This is a genomic window from Butyricimonas sp. (assembly GCF_019423355.1).
Taxonomy (GTDB): domain Bacteria; phylum Bacteroidota; class Bacteroidia; order Bacteroidales; family Marinifilaceae; genus Butyricimonas; species Butyricimonas faecihominis.
Map to the genome: position 1 here is coordinate 93,970 of NZ_JAHZBP010000013.1, position 20,653 is coordinate 114,622.

The window sequence follows — 20,653 nt, forward strand, 5'->3', positions numbered from 1 at the left end:
TACAAAAATGTGTACTAAAATAAACCCAAAGGGGATTTCACAAATATACTTGATTTTTCTCCAAAACAAAATGATGTGTCTCAAACAATGGAAAATAATTTCATTGAAGGTGCGTGTTATGTTTGAATTTTTAAGTTTTAATAAACATCAATTGCTTGGGCCAGAGGCAAATTCTTTGAATTTGCCGAAACGTCCGGGTGTATGTGTGCAAAAATGACCTAAATAAATTATCAATGAAAAGTAAAATTAAAAACTGCATGTTGGGTGGTAGCAAACGATCATTAGTCTGCAAGCTAATGATGATGATGCTATTGCTTACACATTTGGCATTTTCGGGCGAAAATGCGTTCAGCCAGCAGAGCATTACAGTTCGGTTTGAACAACAGTCTTTGAGCGAAGTCTTGAATGTTCTAAAACAAAAAACAGGTTACGAGTTTCTGTATAATGATGAGGAGATTAAAGGAGTGACCGGAATTACACGTTCATTCTCTAATGCCTCTCTTCAGGACATTCTGAATAGTTGTTTGTCAGGAACGAAGTATACTTTTAAGATTGTTGACAATCTGATTGTAATTACTCCCGACGACAAAAAAGATGAGGTAAAAAAAGTGACGGTACAAGGGAAAGTCGTTGATGATCGAGGAGAGATTCTTCCGGGTGTAACTGTGCTTTTGAAGGGTACAGCAGTTGGTGTTGTGACGGATATTGATGGAAAGTTTAAAATTGAATTACCCAAACGGGATACGATGGTGTTGATTTTTTCTTTCGTGGGGATGAAGTCACACGAGGTGGATTTGAATAAAGTAAGGGATTTAGGCAAGGAGATTTCTATTAAAATGTTTCCGGACACGGAGGATTTGGAAGAAGTTGTTGTGACCGGATATGCTAATGTGAAGAAAGAGAGTTTCACGGGTAGTTCCATCTCTGTAAAACGAGAAGATTTGCTAAAGGCTTCACCAACGAATGTGGTGCAGGCATTAGCCTCGTTCGATCCATCTTTTCGAATACAGAAGAGTAATATTTGGGGATCGGACCCGAATGCGGTACCTGAGATGTATATCCGGGGACGGTCGGGAATTGGTGTGAAAGGATTGGATAAGGATGCATTGTCAAAATCGTCTTTGGAGAATAATCCGAACTTGCCAACTTTTATCATGGATGGATTTGAGGTGAGCGTTCAAAAAGTGTATGATATGGATCCGAACCGGGTGGAAACGATTAATATATTGAAAGATGCTGCTGCTACGGCGATGTACGGTTCTCGTGCTGCCAACGGTGTGATCGTGATCACGACGAGAGCTCCGAAACCGGGAGAAGTGACGATTTCTTACAATTTGACGGGATCGCTTTCTTTGCCGGATTTGTCAGATTATAATTTGGCTAATGCCCAGGAGAAATTGGAGATAGAGAGACTTGCGGGGATATATGAACCGGAGAATGGATATTACGCTAATCGAGAAGATGCTATCCGGGCTTATAATAAACGTTTGGTGAATGTGCAGAAAGGGGTTAATACGGATTGGTTGTCATTGCCCTTGCGTAATGCGGTGAATCATAAACATAGTTTGTCGATAGAGGGGGGGAATGTTGATTTGCGTTATAACTTGGAGTTAGGGTACACAAACGAGAATGGTGTGATGAAAGGTTCTTACCGGGATAATGTGGACGTGGGTTTTACGGTAGACTGGAGGTTGAAAGATAAATTGCAGGTATTGAATAAGATTTCGTATAATTTCACGGATGCCCCAGATTCTCCTTATGGAAGTTTCTCGGATTACGCTCACTTGCAACCGTATGATCGTTTGTATAATGATGAGGGAATTTTGGTACAACAGCTTACGTTTTCAAGAGATAGGGGGGATAAGCAATTGAATAACCCGTTCTACGAAGCTAAATTGAATAATTATAACTGGAATAAACAGGATGAAATTATCGAACAGTTTATGTTCCAGTGGTTTATTAATAATTATTTAACCTTGAAGGGGCAATTGGCATTGACAAAGACTATGGGGAGAACGGAGCGTTTTATTGACCCGAAATCCTCTAACGCTACGGCAAGAACGGCGAATACCAGTACTAGTGCAAATTCTTCTTTATTGGGGGATCTTTACACAACTAGTAGTGATAACACGAAATGGGACACGCAGTTCTCATTGTATTATTCCAGATCGTTGGGGTTACACAATCTGAACGTGTCGGCTATTGTAAACGCTCAGTCCACGAAGTCTGAATCTACTTCGGCTCATTATAGAGGGTTCCCGTCGGGAGCATTCCATTCTCCGAACTATGCGGCAGAGATTTATCAGAAACCGGGTAAGAGCGAGAGCTTGAAACGTTTGGTCGGTTTTTTGTTAAGTGCCAACTACACGTGGAATGATATTTATTTGGCTGACTTATCCGTGCGTTTCGACGGTTCATCGGAGTTCGGGTCAGATCAAAAATGGGCTCCCTTCTGGTCTACCGGCGTGGGGTTGAATGTCCATAATTATGGTTTTTTGAAAGATAATGACGTGATAAACCAGTTGAAAGTGCGTGTGTCTTACGGGCAGACGGGTAAAGTGAATTTCCCATCGTATTCGGCCAAGACGGTTTATGCAACAAATGACCGTTGGTATGCGACCGGATTCGGAACACAGTTAAAAGCATTGGGGAATCATAATTTGAAATGGGAAACGACGAATAAGTTGAATATGGGTACGGACTTGCAGTTTTGGCACGAACGTATCTCGTTGAATTTTGATTATTATTACAACAAGACGGTAGATTTGATCACGGATGTGTCATTACCTGCGTCGGCTGGATTCACTTCTTATAAAGATAACCTAGGGGAAACATTGAATAAGGGATTTGATATTCAAGTACGTTTTGACGTGTATAAGGATAAGGATTGGAATGTGTCGTTGTGGGGTAATTTGAATCACAATAGAAATGAAATATTGAAGATTTCAGATGCTTTGCGAGCTTATAACCAACGAGTGAACGAGAAGTATGAGGCAGCGGAAAATGCGCAAGGTAATGTCCATTTATCTGAATGGGGGTCAGAGTATTCAGAACCGGAAATGAAGTATGAAGAGGGAGCCTCGTTAACCTCTATTTTTGCTATACGTTCGTTGGGTATTGATCCCATGACAGGTAACGAGTTATTCTTATATAGGGATGGTTCTGTCTCTTCACTTTGGAAAGCGACTGAAACAGTGCGTGTGGGTGACGAGGAGCCTAAAGCGAGTGGTTCATTTGGGGTGAACCTGACATACAAAAATTTGACGTTGTTTGCTTCATTTGCATACGATTGGGGAAAACAGACATATAACCAAACCTTGGTGGACGGAGTAGAAAATGCCGACATCGAGAATAGTAATGTGGATCGTCGGGTGTTAACTCAACGTTGGCAAAAACCGGGAGATATTGCTCCTTTGAGAAACATTAAGGATATGAACACTTCGACAATGCCGACCTCTCGTTTCGTGCAGGATGATAATGAATTGTCATTAAGTGCGTTGACGTTGAGTTATGATTTTAATACGGATTGGTTGAAGAAGATTCGTCTGAAGATGTTGCGTTTAGAGTTGAGTACGAATGACCTTTTCAGGGCGTCTACGGTAAGATTGGAACGGGGAACGAGTTATCCGTTTGCCCGGACATTTAATTTCTCTTTGAGAGCCACTTTCTAAAATGGGAAAAGTTATGAGAAAATATAGATTATTATCATTGTTGTTTTTAACGCTGTTTGCATATTCTTGCAATAGCTGGTTGGATGTGAAACCGGAAGACGAGCTTGATGAAAGTGATATGTTTGCTACCGGAGATGGGTATCGGCATGCTTTGAATGGTATTTATTATGGAATGAGTGGTCAGGCTCTGTATGGGGAAGATTTGACTTGGGGGTTGGTTGATGTATTAGGGCGTACCTACACGACATATAGCGTTTATGGCGGCGGTAATCGGGCTCTAACTATGTTTTATTATGGAATATATAAAAATAATTGGGATAACGATTTATTGAAACCGGAGATTGAGTCTATTTGGGAGAAAGCTTACAAGATGGTTGCCAATTGTAATAATTTGATTCAAAATATCTCGAAGGAGGATCCCAGTAAATTTGCATATAAAGAGCGAGAACAGAAGATGATCTGGGGGGAGGCACTTGCACTTCGGGCTTTTATTCAGTTTGATATGTTGCGATTATTTGCTGCATCTCCGGCAATGAATCCTGGAACAACGAAGTATATCCCATATATTTCGGAGTACCCGTCATACGTATCTATCCCGTTGACCGTGGATAGTTGTTTGAATAGTGCAATCCGGGATTTGAAGGTGGCACGGGAGTTATTATGGAAGGCTGATTCAGCAACAACTTTCACGGCGCAAAGACGTTTCGAGACGACTTCTTCAAAAGATGACTTTTTCTTAGAGCATAAGAGAGGTTACCGATTGAATTATCATGCGGCAACCGCTATTCTCGCCCGGGTCTGTTTGTATGCACAGCGGGAGGATGAAGCCTATCAATATGCCAAAGAATTGATTGATTACAACACGAAGACGAATAGCTTTACTGTGAAATACAGTAGTGTCAAAGATGGAGATATCAAGTTGTACGGAGATGTTCTCTGGGGGGTAGAGTCATTAGATGTGATAGAGTATATTAATATTTATAATGATTTGACGGATCCGAGCCCCTATAAACATACCTATTTAATGACAACTAATCTAGATGATATTTTCGAGGGAGAGGGAACTAAAGACATGCGCTATAAGAAATGGCAGAATAATAGTTCGGGCGAGTATCGTTTTAGTAAATATGAAAAATATGATGCTGGTAATACAGAAGCTAATATAAGCAATTATCTGGTGCCATTGGTACGCATGTCAGAGGCATATTATATTGCGGCAGAAACTATTTACAAGAAAAATTTGGATGAGGCAAAGGGATATTTGCGGGCAGTGAAACAGTCTCGTTATTCTTCTTATAATAGTCTTTCGCTAGACAAAGTGAATAATGCCGATGAGAATAATTTTATGGATGTGTTGATTAATGATATGCGTAGAGAATGGATTGGGGAAGGGCAAATTTTTTATTTGTATAAACGTTTGAAGAAGGATATTCCTTTTGAAGGTAGCGAGGTTGTGCCGATTGAAACGAAGTATGTAATTGTGCCGATTCCGGATACAGAAACGAATCTTAAATAAAATAGTAGAGAGTATGAAAAAAATATATGTTTATTCGATCATATTGTTCCTGTTTTTCTTGGGAGCTTGTTCGAAAGAAGAAATAAAATTATATAGCGGAGAAACCGTGTATATTTCTTTCGTGAAAAATTCAACGCAGGATAGCGCAGTGTATTCTTTCAAAACGTACCCGGAAGGAGAGATTGTGGCTGAAATTCCGGTGCAGATCCATGGGGCTTATTTGACCGAACCTCGTAAGTTCACGATTTCCCCGACAGATTCGACCACGCTTCCGGCGACCGCCTATGAGTTGCCGATGGCATGCGAGTTCACTCCCGGCCAGGATGTTGATACGATACGGGTGAAGTTCTTCAATAATTTTGACGAACTGGATAATAAGTCTTTCCGGTTGTTTTTGAAGATAGATAATAGCGAAAGTGTAAAGCAAGGGGATCGAGATTACCAAGTAGCGAAATTTTACGTGTCTGATAAATTAGAGATCCCTATTTGGTGGAGTCGTAATGATGGTACGGTAGACCGGCCATCTAATATTGTGGAAGATGTTTATCTGGGAGAGTATTCGGAAACAAAATATATCATGTTCTTGGAAGAGTTAGAAAAAGGAGGGGAGTCATTTGACGGTACGGATATGAATGTAATGAAGAAGTATGCAATCCGCTTGAAATATACGTTGGAGGAATACGAAAAGGTGAATGGTGAACCGATGAGAGATGAGAATGGGCGTGTAATAACAGTGCCTGTTGCAGGATAATTTAAATAGAAAAGTTATGAAATATATATTGTTTATATTTATATCGGTGTTTATTGCCGTGTCTTGTATTGATGATGAGACAAACTTGGATTACAAGGAGGTAAACGAGTATGAAAATTGGAAAGTAGAGGGGATTGATGCAAGTTATTCATTGTTTCCCGGGGAGTCGGTGACACTAACACCTAAAGTCCGTTTGTCAATTGACTCATTAAATCCAGATTTGAGTTACTCTTGGTTGTTGGATGGAAAAGAGGTATCTACGGAAGCTTCTTATACGTTCACGGCAGATGTGTACGGAGACTACGAATTGATCTTTAATGCTATTGATAACAAAACGAGTGTGGCTTTCCCGAAAGGGACTACCATGAATGTGACACCATTGTATAAATTGGGGTGGTTGTTTTTGGGGCGTACGGCTTCTGGAGCTAGCCGTTTGGATATGTTGATCACGAAAAGGCAAACGATTCATTATCTTCTTGATGGTAAATATGATCGGTGGAGAGATTCTTTATTGAATGTACAATTTGCCACAGGGCTAGGAGAACAATTAGGAACGGGGCCGATAAAATTAGTTGAAGAATTTTCCTATGATGATTATGTTTCAACTGAAAATTCGGAAGTAATGGTGTTGCAAGAAAGCGGTCCGGTTGAATTAAGTGGTAATGCATTAACCTATACCGGACGTCCGTTCGATGAATTTATGGGAACTTTTCCGGAAAATTTAGTCATTCGGGATGTAGCTCTTTCTAAAACAAGTAAATGGTTATTGGCGGAAAACGGGCTGTTGTATTACGCCGTTGCTAATGTGATGACGGATTTGCATTCGGGACGTTATAATGATGACCCGGCATTTAATGGAATGAAATTTACATCTTTAATTCAAACATCGAAGGCTGATAATGATTATTATATAAACGTGGTACCTGCAATTGATACAGAAGGAACAATGTGGGCATTTTATGATGAGTCTAGCAAGGATAATAAAACCTTTATTCTTGATCCGAAGAATGAAGTAGGACGGAAATTGGAGATTCGGAATAATACAGCAGGCGAGTTTGATATGAGTTTGTTTCAAAAGTTCAAAGGAGAGCGTATCAAGGATTGTTTTGTCAGTAAACATGATTATCTTTTATCGTTGCTGAAGTTGGAAAATGGAACTTGTGTATGGCATCGGTATGCTTTTGGTGATCATAAAAAAGCTGCGGATTTTATAGGTTTGGAAGAGTCTCAAGTGAGAGCGTTTGCAAATCAGTCAATGTTTACGGATTTTAAAGATGCTGCTTATTTCCATTATACTTATGGTTATGATCCTAATACTTATGACGATTATGATTGGCTATTTATTGCTGCCGGGAATCAACTTTACGGATGTAGTATGGTATGGGAAGGAATAGGGCAACAGCCTAGCGAGCATTTCTATACAGCGCCTGTAGAGATTCAATCTATAAAAATCCGATATATTAGGGACTTGGATTACATATTGGTTGGGGTGCTAATGGTAGACGGAACTTTTGAGGTGTTAGAGGTAAAACGGTCTGAAGAGGAAAGATTTGTGTATAAGAGTGTGTATAAAGAAAACTTGAAGACTCTGGATCCGGAGATGATGGACGTGGTTGATTTTATTCCTAAATGGGGAAGTGGGGCTAACCTATACCAAGGAACTTGTTTGTAATTCTGGTTGATGGAAGTTAATGCTTAAATGAGCCTCGCTTGCCCGTCATGCGGGGAGGCGGGGTTCATTTTAGATGTTGTATGTATGTTTGTTTTTACTTGTATGAAAAAGATATTTTTTTTGTTGGTCGGTTTGACGATGACCTCATTATTGTGGGGACAACAAAAAGCAAATTTTAAGTTAGCAGATCGTTTCACGAGTAGTAATTTTCGGGTTGCGGATGGAAATAGCATGAGTATATACCCTATGTATATCAATGACGGGGAATGTTTTTGGTATTCGTTCACGACAGAAGAGGGAAAACGTTATTACTATGTGAATCCAGAGAAAGGGGAAAAACGCTTACTGTTTAACCCGGAGAAATTGTTTGGATTTTTAAATCAGGAAACACATGGGGTGTGTGATGCAAAGAATTTCACGTTTCAAGAGTTGAAATTTGATAAAAAGGGGACTTCTTTTACGTTCAATTTTGAAAAGCGCAAGTATCGTTATAATATGATAACAGAGGACGTGACGAAATTGGATACCGTGATTAACGAGGGATTTGGGGACTCGTGGAAAAAATATTCACCGGATAGTACATATATAGTGTTTGCCCAACGGCATAATCTCTATGTCATGGGTAATAAGGATAAAGGGAAAGATACCACAATCGTGCAGTTGACGACGGATGGGGAGAGATATTTTTCTTACACCAAGGACGAGGACGAGATTGCGGCAGACACGTTTCCAACTGCACCCATAGCTGTGTGGATGAAGGATTCAAAAAAAATATATGCATTGCGTTGTGATAACCGACACGTGGATGAATTGTTTCTGGTAGATGTGATGACAGATCCCCGTCCCATGCTGAAAACTTACAAATATGCTATGGCAGGGGACCAGAAATTGGAAAAGTACGAGTTAACGGTTATTGACGTGGAAACGAAAGAGGTGAAAACGATTGATATTAATGGTTGGCAAGACCAGTACGTGGATATACTTTACACCTCAAAAGATGGCAATAAGATTTACTTTGAACGGAAGACCCGGGCTTTTGACGAACAAGAGGTTTGTGTTGCCAATCTCGCAACGGGAGAGGTGAAAGTGTTAATTCATGAAATAGACAAACCTTTTATGGATTATAAAATGGCGAATATTATGTTCCTGAACGACGGGAAAGATATTATTTATCGTTCCGAGCGTACGGGATGGGGACATTATTATCTCTACGATAACGAGGGGAATTTTAAACATGCCATTACTTCCGGAGAATGGGTGGCAGGACCTTGTGCGGAAATCGATACGGTGGGACGTACTCTTTATTTTTATGCATTGGGGAAAGATAAGAATATTGATCCCTATTATTATATTCCATGTAGGGTAAATATTGATAAGCCGGAGAGCTTGACTCAATTGACTTTTGATAACACGAATCATCAAGTGCATTTCTCGAAATCTTTCAAGTATTTTGTGGATATTTACGAGCGAGTGGATATGGTACCTCGTATCGTGTTGAAAAACCGGAATGGGGGAGAGATTATGGAATTGGAAAGGCCTGATATTCGCCGGGCGTTAGAGATGGGGTGGAAAGCTCCGGAGCGCTTTAAGGTGAAAGCTGCCGATGGAATGACAGACCTTTACGGGGTGATGTGGAAACCGTTTGATTTTGATTCGACGAAAGTTTATCCGATTATCTCTTCCGTGTATCCCGGTCCTTTTTATGAATACGTTCCGACGCAGTTCCGATTGATTCATGATGAAAATACCCGTTTGGCCCAATTAGGATTTATCGTAATTGCCGTGGGACATCGAGGTGGAACGCCTATGCGGGGGAAATTTTATCACACGTATAGTCATGGGAGATTGCGGGATTATCCGTTAGCGGATGATAAATATGCAATTGAGCAATTGGCTGATCGTCATTCTTTTATTGACGTGACGAAAGTGGGAATTTACGGCCATTCCGGGGGAGGATTTATGTCAACTGCCGCTATTTGTACCTATCCGGATTTTTATAAGGCTGCTGTGTCATCTGCGGGAAATCATGATAACCATATTTACAATCACTGGTGGGGGGAAACTCACAACGGCGTGAAGGAGGAAAAGAAAGTGATTAAGGATAGCGTGAATGGTGATCGGACCGAATCGACCTTTAAATTTAGAGTGGGGACGAATATGGAATTGGCAAAGAATTATAAAGGCGGTTTGTTGTTGGTACATGGTTGGATGGATGATAACGTACATCCGGCTCACACCTTGCGAGTGGCGGATGCGTTGATTAAGGCCGGTAAGAATTTTGATATGATTATGTTGCCGAGATCGAATCATGGTTTCAGTGGAGAGGAGAATACTTTTTATGAGCGTAAGATGTGGTTCCATTTTGCCCGCCTCCTGTTGGGGGATAATACCGGGGATTACTATTATGAAATTGAACAATACAAGAAATCTGATAAATAGGATATGTTAAAGAAATTAGTTATTAGTCTGTTTCTGCTTGTTTCTGTTGGAACATTCGGGCAGCAAAAAGCGAATTATGAGCTTGCCGAACGTTTCCGGCGTATAACACAAGTGCCTTTGACGAAGAATAGCTTGGAAGTGAATCCTTGTTTTATTAATAACACGGATCGTTTTTGGTATTCTTTTCGCACTAGTGAGGGGAAAAACTATTATTTAGTTGATCCGGCTAAGAAAGAGAAACGTTTGCTTTTCGACAATGCAGAGCTATTGATGAAAATCAGTGAGATCACTAAAAAGGGATACAATCATAAGGACTTGGAATTGAATTTTGACTTCGATGAGGATGGGGAAACTATTCGTTTCTGGTTTGATAGGAAAGATTTTACTTATAATATCAAAACGAAAGAATTAAAACTAGAGGAAAAGCAGAAGGGGCGGACGAAGTATGATCCTTATTGGATGTATTATTGTCAGGATAGTTCTTATATGTTGTTTGCTAAGCGGCATAATCTCTATATCGTGGGGAATGCGAGCAAGGGTAAGGACACGACTGAAGTGCAATTAACGACTGACGGGGAACGTTATTATACTTTTAATCGAGAGGATGAAGGCGAAGTAAATGAACGTATGGGATGTTCTGCCCAATGGTTTAAGACGGGACACAAGTTTTACGCTGTTCGAGACGATTCCCGTAAGGTGGAGGATTTGTGGTTGATTGATGCTTTAGCAGAGCCTCGTCCTCGCCTGAAAACTTATAAGGCAGAATTAGCGGGTGATAAAAACGTGATTCAATTTGAATTATTAATTGGGGATGCGAATACTCGGGAGGTAAAAAAGATTAATATTGATCGTTGGAAAGATCAATATGTAGATATTTTGTATGCTAGTAATGATGCAAAACGACTTTATTTTCAGCGTTACAAGAGGACGTGGGATGAATGTGAGATTTGTGTAGTCGATACGGAAACGGGAGAGGTGAAAGTGTTGATTCATGAAGTTGACAAGCCTTATTTAGATTATCAAATGCGAGCAATCCATTTCTTGAATGATGGAAACGAGATCCTTTTCCGTTCTGAACGTAGTGGGTGGGGACATTACTATTTGTATGATAAAGATGGAAATTTGAAAAATCAAGTGACATCTGGAGCATGGGTGGCCGGACCGATTATGAAGATTGATACCGCCCGTCGACAGATTTATTTTATAGGTTTGGGAAAAGAGAAAGAGATAGATCCTTACTATTATGTCCTTTACCGTGCTGATTTGGATAAGGCTAATGCAATAACATTGTTGACCCCGGAAGATGCTTCACATGACGTGGATATATCTCCATCAAGCAAGTATATTGTGGATTGTTATTCCCGGGTGGACATGGAGCCCGTCAACGTGGTGCGTGACCGGAAAGGAAAAGTGATTCTGGAGTTGGAGAAATCGGATTTGGAGAGCCTTTATGCTTTCGGATGGAAAAAGCCCGAGCGTTTTAAAGTGAAAGCTGCTGACGGGGTAACGGATATTTATGGTGTGATGTGGAAACCTGCGGATTTCGACTCCACGAAAATCTATCCGATTATTTCGTCTGTTTATCCGGGTCCTTTCTTTGAATACGTGCAAACTCGTTTCACGATAAATGATGATTTAAATACTCGTTTGGCCCAGGTCGGTTTTATCGTAGTTTCCTTGGGACATCGGGGAGGAACGCCTATGAGAGGTAAATATTACCATACATATGGGTATGGCAACCAGCGAGATTATCCTTTGGCTGATGATAAATATGCAATTGAACAATTAGCAGAACGTTATTCTTTTATAAATGGGGAAAAAGTGGGTATTTTTGGTCATTCCGGAGGTGGATTTATGTCTACGTCGGCTTTGTTGACTTATCCTGACTTTTATAGTGCTGCGGTGTCGTCTGCTGGAAATCATGACAATAATATTTATAATAAAGGTTTTGTCGAAATTCATTACGGGGTGAAAGAGAATAAGCGAGTCGTCAAGGATAGCGTGAATGGAGATAGAGAGGAGATTACTTTCGAGGCGAAGAGTAAAACGAATCAAGAATTGGTAAAGAATTATAAGGGAGGATTATTGATTGTGACGGGCGATATGGATAAGACTGTACATCCTTCGCATACGTTACGGGTTGTGGAAGCTTTGATTCAGGCCGGAAAAAATTTTGATATGATTGTACTGCCTGGTAGTACGCATGGTTTCTTTGGAGAAAATGGTGATTTCTTTGAACGGAAAATGTGGTTCCATTTTGCTAAATATTTGCTGGGCGATGATTCAGCCAATTATCAAGGAGATATCGATTACTTCATGAAAAAGCATTGATCTAAATGAGGAAAGGTATTATGTTTTTATGCAGTCTGCTATTTATTGGAATTGCAGACTGTATGTCTCAAAAAAAGCCTTTGGATATGGAGGCTTATAAATTGTGGCGAAGAGTGGAGGGACAACAGATGTCGGAGGATGGGAAATGGGTAACTTATCGCTTTGTTTTTATTGATCAAGAAGGGCATGATAAGGATGTTCCTGTTACTTATTTACGAGACATGACGTCTGGTAAGGTGTACAAGTTGCCGAATGTCCGGGAGGTGAGGTTTTTTAACCGTGGAAAGGGACTGAGGTACGTGGTACAGCCCTCTCCACTTGATACGTTGAAAGAAAAAAAAGATTCTCTTTTCTTGCTATCCTTGAAGGATATGAGAAAGACTTGTTGGGATAAACCTTACGGTTTTCGAGAGTCTCCCAATTCTCCCTTGATTTCTTATTCCTACCCGATTGATCAGAAAGGTAAGAACCGGGCACTTCGTCGGTTGATTGTTTGGAATTTCGAGACAGGAGATTCTGTACGAATAGATAGTGTGGAAAACTATTTTTCTGCAGATGATTATAAAACTGTAGCTTACATTCAAAATGTGAATGGGAAGAAATTTTTACGAGTGGGGCCAGTAAAAGGGCAACATCGGGTTATCTATGATGACGAAAAGGCTGTTGTTACTAATTTTTCTCTGAACCAAGGGGGACTGGAAGGCGTGTTCTCGGTGGCGTCGGATTCTTCTTATTTGAGTGAACCGGATTTGTTATATATGTTTTCAGTAGTAGATGGGAAGTGTCTGTTGGTGATGGATACAAAAAAAGTGGTTGTGTCGGACGAATATAAAGTTCGGGGGGGGATTTATTCTGTTTTCAATAATGGGAAATATATATTCGTGGACGTGGGATTACAGCAACCGGAGGAGCGGAAGTCGAAAGCAAAGCCGGATAAGAGTTTCGAGTTGGAGTTGTGGAAATGGGATGATGAAATTTCACAGAGTAGACAGTCGTATGGATCAGGGGGAGGTAGACGGAAGATGCCTAAATACGTGTACCATGTGGATACAAAAAAATGCATTTTAGTAGCCCCTCCTCATATGGATCAGATGTATCAGCCGGATTGTGACGAGTATAGTCATGTTATTATTGCAGATGAAACTCCTTATCGGGCGTTTACAGATTGGCGGGATGGAGTAACGGCTGACTTGTATTTGGTAAATTTGGAAACGGGTGAACGGACATTATTATTTAAAGATTTTCGGCAACATCCCATTTGGAGTCCGAATGGGAAATATGCCATGCTGTATCATGCTGAGAAGAAGGTATGGTATAAGTTGAACCCGAAAACGGGAGAATTGACTGATGTTTCGACACCAATAGGGTTTGCCATGTACAATGAAGAACATGACTTACCAAAACCTGCAGCTCCTTATGGTATTGCAGGTTGGTTGGCAGATGGAGATCAGGTTGTCCTGTATGATAAATATGATATGTGGGTGGTGGATCTTACTGGTAAACAACCCACGTATTCATTAACGGATGGTTGGGGACGAGAACATGGTATTTCTTTGCGTTTGTTGAAAGCGAATCGAGAGATACGTTGGATTAATCCGAAACAGGATATTTTATTGCGTGGTTTGGATCGGAAAACTTTGGATCAAGGTGTTTATGTGTTGACACCTAACCGGAAAGTAAAAAAACGGATGTCTGGAGCTTATGATTTGTATTTTAACCAACAGTCTGAGGATGGTAAATTTTATCTGTTTACCCGGCAAAGCTATACTGAATTCCGGGAGCTTTGGTGGAGTAAGAATGATTTCACACGTCCCGTACGAATAACGAACACAAATCCTCAGCAAGAAAATTATTTGTGGGGAAGCGTGCAATTGGTAGAGTGGACGAATTTTGAGGGAAAATCGAATCGGGGTTTGTTGTATTTGCCGGAAAATTATGATTCAACAAAGCGTTATCCTGTCATTGTAAATTTCTACGAGACTCACACGGGAGATCTTCATACTTACCAACTTCCCTCACTGAGTAGTGCGATGATTAATACGGTGACTTATGTGAGTAATGGGTACGTGGTGTTTATGCCGGATGTACATTTTACTATAGGAGCCCCAGGTGAAAGTTGTTATAATGCGGTGGTCAGCGGAACTCAAATGTTGATTGACCGTGGAATTGCGGATAAGGATCGTATTGGAGTACAAGGGCATAGTTGGTCCGGTTATCAAGTGGCTTATCTGGTGACACGAACCAATATGTTTAAATGTGCCAGTCCGGGAGCTGCTGTGTCTAATATGGTTTCTGCTTACACGGGAGTCAGGACGGGAAGCGGTATGCCTCGAATGTTTATGTACGAGGAAACACAAAGCCGGATGGGGAAGACACTTTGGGATGACCCGGAGGCGTATATCAAGAATTCACCTATCTTTTATGCGGATAAGATTCAGACTCCGTTACTAATATTTCATTGTGATGGGGATGAGGCGGTGCCGTATTCTGAAGGGTTGAACCTTTTCTTGGCAATGAGACGGTTGCATAAGCCTGCGTGGTTATTGAATTATAAAGGAGACAGACATTTCCTTTATAATAAGGCAGCAGAGATTGACTGGACGATTCGTTTGCGGCAATTCTTTGATTATTATTTGAAAGATGCCCCGATGCCTCGTTGGATGAAAGAAGGAATTAATGTGAATGAGCGAGGGGTAGACCAGAAGTATGACTTTGTGAAATAAATCATGTGTTTAGATAAATATAATTTTAATTTAAAATGGAAAAGATGAAAAAGTTATTATGTATTAGTTTGATCTTGTTTGCTTTTGCTTGTGCAAGTGATCCTCAAAAAGAAATGGAAAAAGCAATTGTCGGTGAGTGGTGTAATCCGTATACATATCAATCTACAGGTGAATTGAAAGGTTTTAATTTCAAAAAAGGTGGTGTTTGTGAGGCAATTAATATTCCTTCTTTAGAATTGAAATCTTGGGAAATAAAGGATGGGTATCTTATCGTGAAAGGATTTGAGGTTACAGAGGATGGAAGCAAGACCGAGTATGCAACAAAAGAGAAGATAGGTCAATTAACCACCGATTCTTTATGTTTGGTTGTGCAAGAGGCGAACCCCCGTCTGGCTTTTTTGTACTTGAATTCAAAGGTTATTAAAGAACGTGTTAATGCTCAGAAGTAGTTTTTTTTGATAGACAAATGAATATGTATCGTGTTATTTTTATTTCAGTTGTTTTATTTGTGATAACGTTGTCTGGTTATTCTCAAAAGAAAGAATTAGATGAAGAAGCTTATAAGCAATGGCGCCGTGTTGATAATTATGAATTAGCAAATAACGGAGCATGGGTAAAATTCCGATACATGTTTTATGATAATGATTCGTTAAATAGTCTTATTTGCAATACCTATTATTTTTATGAATTAAAGTCAGGGAGAATCCGTATCTTAAGGGATATCGATTCTCCCGAATTTTTTGCAGGGGGGGATTGGATTGCTTTTTTTAGAATAAGAGAGGATGGAACAAGTGTTCGTGTCACTCATAGATTAAAAGATGGACATGAGATTCATATACCTGCGGATGCAGAATTGAATTATGTCGTTCCACAGGTGGCCTACAAGGAGGATGATCGCTTGATTATTTTGAATGTGGCTGAGCGTGACAGTACGATATTAACCGGTGTTATTCAATATTGTTTGTATGGTGAAAAATGGAAGGTGATTTGCGTACACCAAGAAGATCAAGGCTTCGTGTTGCGCTATGGGGGAGACGGGAATAGCGTGGGGAAAGTGCTCTATGTGGATAAAACGAGAAGTTTAGATAACTTTTATTTTTATGAAGGGAAACTAGAAGGGAACTTTTTTGTTTGTGCAGATACGAATACTAAAGAGAAACAAGATTATTACACTTTTTCGTTGACGGATGGAAATGTAGAAAAGGTTCTAGGATCTGAACAAATGGCACAATTGTCATTAGATAAATATTCAATACAATTCCTCGAGGGAAATAAACGATTTATGTATCGAAAAGAGGGAGTACAGAGGGCAAGGTCAAAGAAACAAGTGAAAGATGAAAGTTTTCAATTGGAGCTTTGGAGTTGGCATGATCCGGTGGTCCCTTCTGAACAGGCTAAAGGGGGCTTTTATAAAAAGCGGTCTCAACCAGCGGTATATTTATATAATTGTGAAAACGGGAAAGATTATAAAGTTTGCGCGGAGAATCATTCGGGGGTATATGTTGCTGAAGGAAGGGAGCCTGTTTTTGCTTATGAAAAAGATGAAAAGCCTTATTTAGGGCAGAAGGATTGGAGGCATGATCAACGTTTTGATCTTTACCTTGTGGATTTGAGAAATGGAAATCATCATTTGTTAGCGAAAGAATTGACTCGGTCGGTTCATTGGAGTCCCCAAGGAGATCATCTTCTTTATTTTGATAATGCGAAATTATCTTGGATTGCTGTAAATCCATTGACAAGGCAACAAAATATATTAACAGATGTTATCCCTTTCGCTTTGCATGATGAGCTATATGATCGCCCTAATCCAGCACCTCCCTATGGATTGGCAGGATGGAGCCGGGATGGGAAGAATGCGATTGTTTATGATCGTTTTGATATATGGGTCATTAATTTGGATGAAATGCAGAAATCATATTGTTGGACAAAGGGGGAAGGGCGCAAAAATAATACCATATTGCGGTTATTAGATCCTTGTAGAAATGGGTTATCCGTTGATTTATCACGGGATAATAAGGTGGAGATGTTTGATTGGAAAAATAAGAATCAAGGATTGGGTAATTTATCTGCCAATGGGAAGTTAACCCCGTTGATTCAAGGGAGTTTTGCTTTTTCTGTTGTTCAAGAGGCAAAGAATGCTAATACTATGTTGTGCATGAAACAGAGTTATACAGATGATCGAGATTTGTGGGTATGTGATGGACAAGGGCGTCGTCTAAGAAAGGTTACTGACGTTAATCCCCAGCAATGTAATTATAAATGGGGTTCTGCTCAATTGGTGGAATGGACAAATTACAAGGGTAAAAATAATCAAGGAATCCTTTATTTACCTGATGGATACGATAAGAATAAAAGTTATCCGACTATTGTTACTTTTTATGAAACACATTCTTCGGAATTACATATACATCCCGTACCCGGATTGAGTCAAGCTATGATAGATATTCCAACGTATGTTAGCAGGGGATATGTTGTTTTTCAGCCAGATGTTTATATCGAGATTGGAAAACCGGGCGAGAGTGCTTATGATGCAGTCGTTAGTGGAACTCGGGCATTGGCGGATAGAGGAATTGTCGATTCGTGTCGGATCGGTTTGCAGGGGCATAGTTGGTCGGGTTTTTTAGTTGCTTATCTCGTCTCTAGAACAGATTTGTTTAAATGCGTGAATATTGGGGCGGCAACTGTGAATTTAACTTCCGTGTATACGGCTCTTCGTGAAGGAAGTGGTCAGCCGAATATGTTTATGTTTGAGGACTGGCAATGTCGTATGGGAGCAACTTTATGGGAAGATTTAGATAGTTATATTGCTAATTCCCCTTTACTTTTTGCTGATAAAATACATACTCCAACTTTGATTTTCCATTGTGATCAAGATGAAGCTGTTTCATTTTATGATGGACGTAATCTTTTTTTAGCTTTGAGGCGCTTGCAGCGTCCGGTTTGGATGTTGAATTATATGGGGCAAGGACATTTCTTGACTTCACGTCCAGCTGAAGTGGATTGGACAATTCGTTTGCAGCAGTTCTTTGATCATTATTTGAAAGATATCCCGATGCCTCGCTGGATGAAAGAAGGGATTAATATTAATGAGCGAGGGGTGGATCAGAAGTATGATTTGGTGGAATAAGTTTAAATTTATAGAATATTCCCCGTAAAACGAGATATTTTACAGGGAATATGATTTCTTTTTTAAGGTACGTTACCTCCTACTTTTAGTGTAACATCAACAATTTTTCCAAGATCGACTTCAGGGCCGGATTCCCAGCGGAACTTTTCAGCATTTGTTGTTATGTTTTTGGCATTGTTGGAATTTAATAGTAATACTCCGCCATTGTCTAATCCAACAAATAGTTGCTCTCCGTAATGTTCTCGTCCATCCATATCAACTACATTGGCTTTACAGGTGTAGTAATGTCTGATTCCGTTTTCTGGAGAAGTTCGATCTAGAAAATAGATATCTTTTCCGTAAGCGATGAAAATGTATTCGTTTTGGCGAGATGCAATATTACAAAATACACATTCTTCTAATGGAATAGGAGAAGTTATCGGAAAAGAAATTAGCATTTCCTGTTCTTTACCAGCAATTGTTTTTTTCGGATAGGAGAGTTTTTCTCCACTATATTCACGTTCTAATTCAAATGCTTGGTATTGATAACTTCCATCTGAATTTTTGAGGAACATGGTATAACCTGGTTTTTTAGTATTTCCTGTATTATACTGACTTATATTAATAACTTGACAATTTCCTAGATCTGTTAAGGGTCTGAAGTTTTCCGGCCAACCTTTGGTCGGTTCAGGTAAGGCGACTACTTTTCCAGATACATTGACGTCTGTAAACGAATATTGAAGATCGTGTACTAATAATAATCGGTTTTCAGGATTTTCCGTTGTACCGATTGAATGAAGTAAGGTGTATGGTTTATCATTGGCTAGTACTGAATTAATAATATGAGCTCGAATTTCTTTATTCTCAAACATTAATGGTGTATGTATATAGTATCCGCTTTGGAATAGTTTATAACTCTCTTTTATTTTGGAATAAATTTTACCGTCATGATTCTCGATTAAGTGCGTGTAGGTCATCATTTCGGCATTTGTCGGATGAAAATCTGCGGGATAACTTCCTTTCGAGAAAGATTCGACAAGTAGGATGTCTTTTTTCATGGAAGTTCCATCTAAATCAACAGATCCCTGACCTCCTTCTTGGAATACAATGACATGCCCCTCAGATGGAAATATTTTAGCGATATGCTCTTGGATGAAGAGAGGTTTTGAACCGAGTTCGTCTTTGTTTTCATTATAATAAATGTCTTCATAGACTTGGTTAACAAGAACCGGACGGTCAAATTCATCATAGATGGTTTCGCCACTTGCGTCTTCTTTTTCGTCATATCTTACAAATGAAAGTATTGATTTCCCGTTTTTTTCGGATAGTACAAGATAGCTATTGTACCAAGTATATATACTTGTGGGACGTACTATTGTTGAACCCATATATACCATGTTGTCATCAATATTAGTTACATATAAGGCGATTTCAACTTGTTCATTCGTGTCCACTTGCCAAACTAATTGTCTGTTTTCCCCTATGACCCGTTCACCGATAGCCCATTTGTAGGATAAGTTTAGATTTGCAGTATCCTTGTATTTGTAAGTGAATTTCGGATACAATTTGAATGTTTCTCCGATGACTTGTTCAAAGTTATAGTCCGGAAATGATATTTCAATGTCATTGACTTGCTTGTACTCGTAATTCCCTTTGTCGTCATAACAACAAATAAAATTGAATGTTACAAGGAATAGGAAAGTTATATATATTATTTTCATAATCAGTAAAATTTTAATTAATAAGCTGGGATTCCGTCAATCATAGGAGTAACTCCATCCTCTTCTGTGATATTATTTTCAATTAGGTATACTTTGAATATCATTACTAATTCTCTAACTTCAGAAAGGCTCATGTCCGTGAGATCATTTACTTTTGTTGCAAAGACAAAATGTTCAAATTTTTTAGGAGAATATTTTCCAAGTAACAATTTTTCAACGTCTCCACTCCACCAGAGCGGTGGACTCTGGATATTATCGAAGATAATACGAATCATTTGTTTCCCGGATAAACCTGGTGCAAAGTTTTCGTTTTCCACAATCTTGAATGTTACATGTACCTTTTGAATTTTTAAAGCTTCCCGAACATTATTACATTGGATGGTTAATTTGTCCATCGTTGCTCCTGCTGTGAATGTAAGTTTTCCGGGAAGATCATAATCTTCAGGGAGAGCTGTCGTTAGAGAATCAACAACTTCTAATTTATATTGTAGGTTTTCCGTTGCAGGGAGTCCGATTAATGCAACATGAAATGATGCATCATGAGTTGTTTCTCCGGGATAATGGGAAAAGGAAAATGCGACAGAGTCTAATCCTTTTGCAGAGTCTGGAAAAAATAGATACCTTGATGAAGAATAAACTTCAATTTCTTCCGTGTTACAGGCAAATATTCCCATCAAGATCAGGAAAATATATATAATATGTTTTTTCATGTTTTTTGTTTTT

The 20,653-nt window shown here is 39.5% G+C and carries 10 protein-coding genes and 1 pseudogene; 9 read left to right on the forward strand and 2 right to left on the reverse strand.

From position 1 onward, the window contains the following. The first annotated feature begins 233 nt into the window (after positions 1 to 233). From QVC79_RS16180 to QVC79_RS16220, 9 genes are all read left to right on the forward strand, one after another. The gene (locus tag QVC79_RS16180) at positions 234 to 3,671 is read left to right on the forward strand and encodes a SusC/RagA family TonB-linked outer membrane protein (protein WP_270595463.1); all 3,438 of its coding nucleotides are present in this window, start codon (positions 234 to 236) and stop codon (positions 3,669 to 3,671) included. Positions 3,672 to 3,684: 13 nt separating this feature from the next. Next, on the forward strand, positions 3,685 to 5,187 hold the full coding sequence (locus QVC79_RS16185) for a RagB/SusD family nutrient uptake outer membrane protein (RefSeq protein WP_270595464.1): 1,503 nt from the start codon (positions 3,685 to 3,687) through the stop codon (positions 5,185 to 5,187). 13 nt (positions 5,188 to 5,200) lie between these two features. After that, positions 5,201 to 5,938, forward strand: a complete 738-nt coding sequence (locus QVC79_RS16190; RefSeq protein WP_270595465.1) for a DUF4843 domain-containing protein — start codon at positions 5,201 to 5,203, stop codon at positions 5,936 to 5,938. A gap of 16 nt (positions 5,939 to 5,954) precedes the next feature. Next, the gene (locus tag QVC79_RS16195) at positions 5,955 to 7,610 is read left to right on the forward strand and encodes a PKD-like family lipoprotein (protein ID WP_270595466.1); all 1,656 of its coding nucleotides are present in this window, start codon (positions 5,955 to 5,957) and stop codon (positions 7,608 to 7,610) included. Positions 7,611 to 7,712: 102 nt separating this feature from the next. After that, positions 7,713 to 10,049, forward strand: a complete 2,337-nt coding sequence (locus QVC79_RS16200) for a S9 family peptidase (RefSeq protein ID WP_270595467.1) — start codon at positions 7,713 to 7,715, stop codon at positions 10,047 to 10,049. A 3-nt stretch (positions 10,050 to 10,052) separates the two neighbouring features. After that, the gene (locus tag QVC79_RS16205) at positions 10,053 to 12,380 is read left to right on the forward strand and encodes a S9 family peptidase (protein WP_270595468.1); all 2,328 of its coding nucleotides are present in this window, start codon (positions 10,053 to 10,055) and stop codon (positions 12,378 to 12,380) included. Positions 12,381 to 12,385: 5 nt separating this feature from the next. Continuing rightward, a complete protein-coding gene (locus QVC79_RS16210; protein WP_287642520.1) occupies positions 12,386 to 15,103 on the forward strand; it encodes a S9 family peptidase in 2,718 nt (905 codons plus the stop codon). Positions 15,104 to 15,147: 44 nt separating this feature from the next. Continuing rightward, complete coding sequence (locus tag QVC79_RS16215; RefSeq protein WP_270595593.1) at positions 15,148 to 15,552, forward strand: lipocalin family protein; 405 nt, start codon at positions 15,148 to 15,150, stop codon at positions 15,550 to 15,552. A 179-nt stretch (positions 15,553 to 15,731) separates the two neighbouring features. Further along, positions 15,732 to 18,230 (forward strand): S9 family peptidase, encoded by a 2,499-nt coding sequence (locus QVC79_RS16220; RefSeq protein WP_270595470.1) that lies wholly within the window; start codon positions 15,732 to 15,734, stop codon positions 18,228 to 18,230. A 1,151-nt stretch (positions 18,231 to 19,381) separates the two neighbouring features. Here the strand turns inward: QVC79_RS16220 and QVC79_RS17830 are convergent. Next, positions 19,382 to 19,930, reverse strand: a pseudogene (locus QVC79_RS17830) (PKD-like family lipoprotein); the annotation flags it as partial. Positions 19,931 to 19,947: 17 nt separating this feature from the next. Continuing rightward, a complete protein-coding gene (locus QVC79_RS16230; protein WP_270595472.1) occupies positions 19,948 to 20,640 on the reverse strand; it encodes a DUF4843 domain-containing protein in 693 nt (230 codons plus the stop codon). Positions 20,641 to 20,653: the final 13 nt, after the last annotated feature.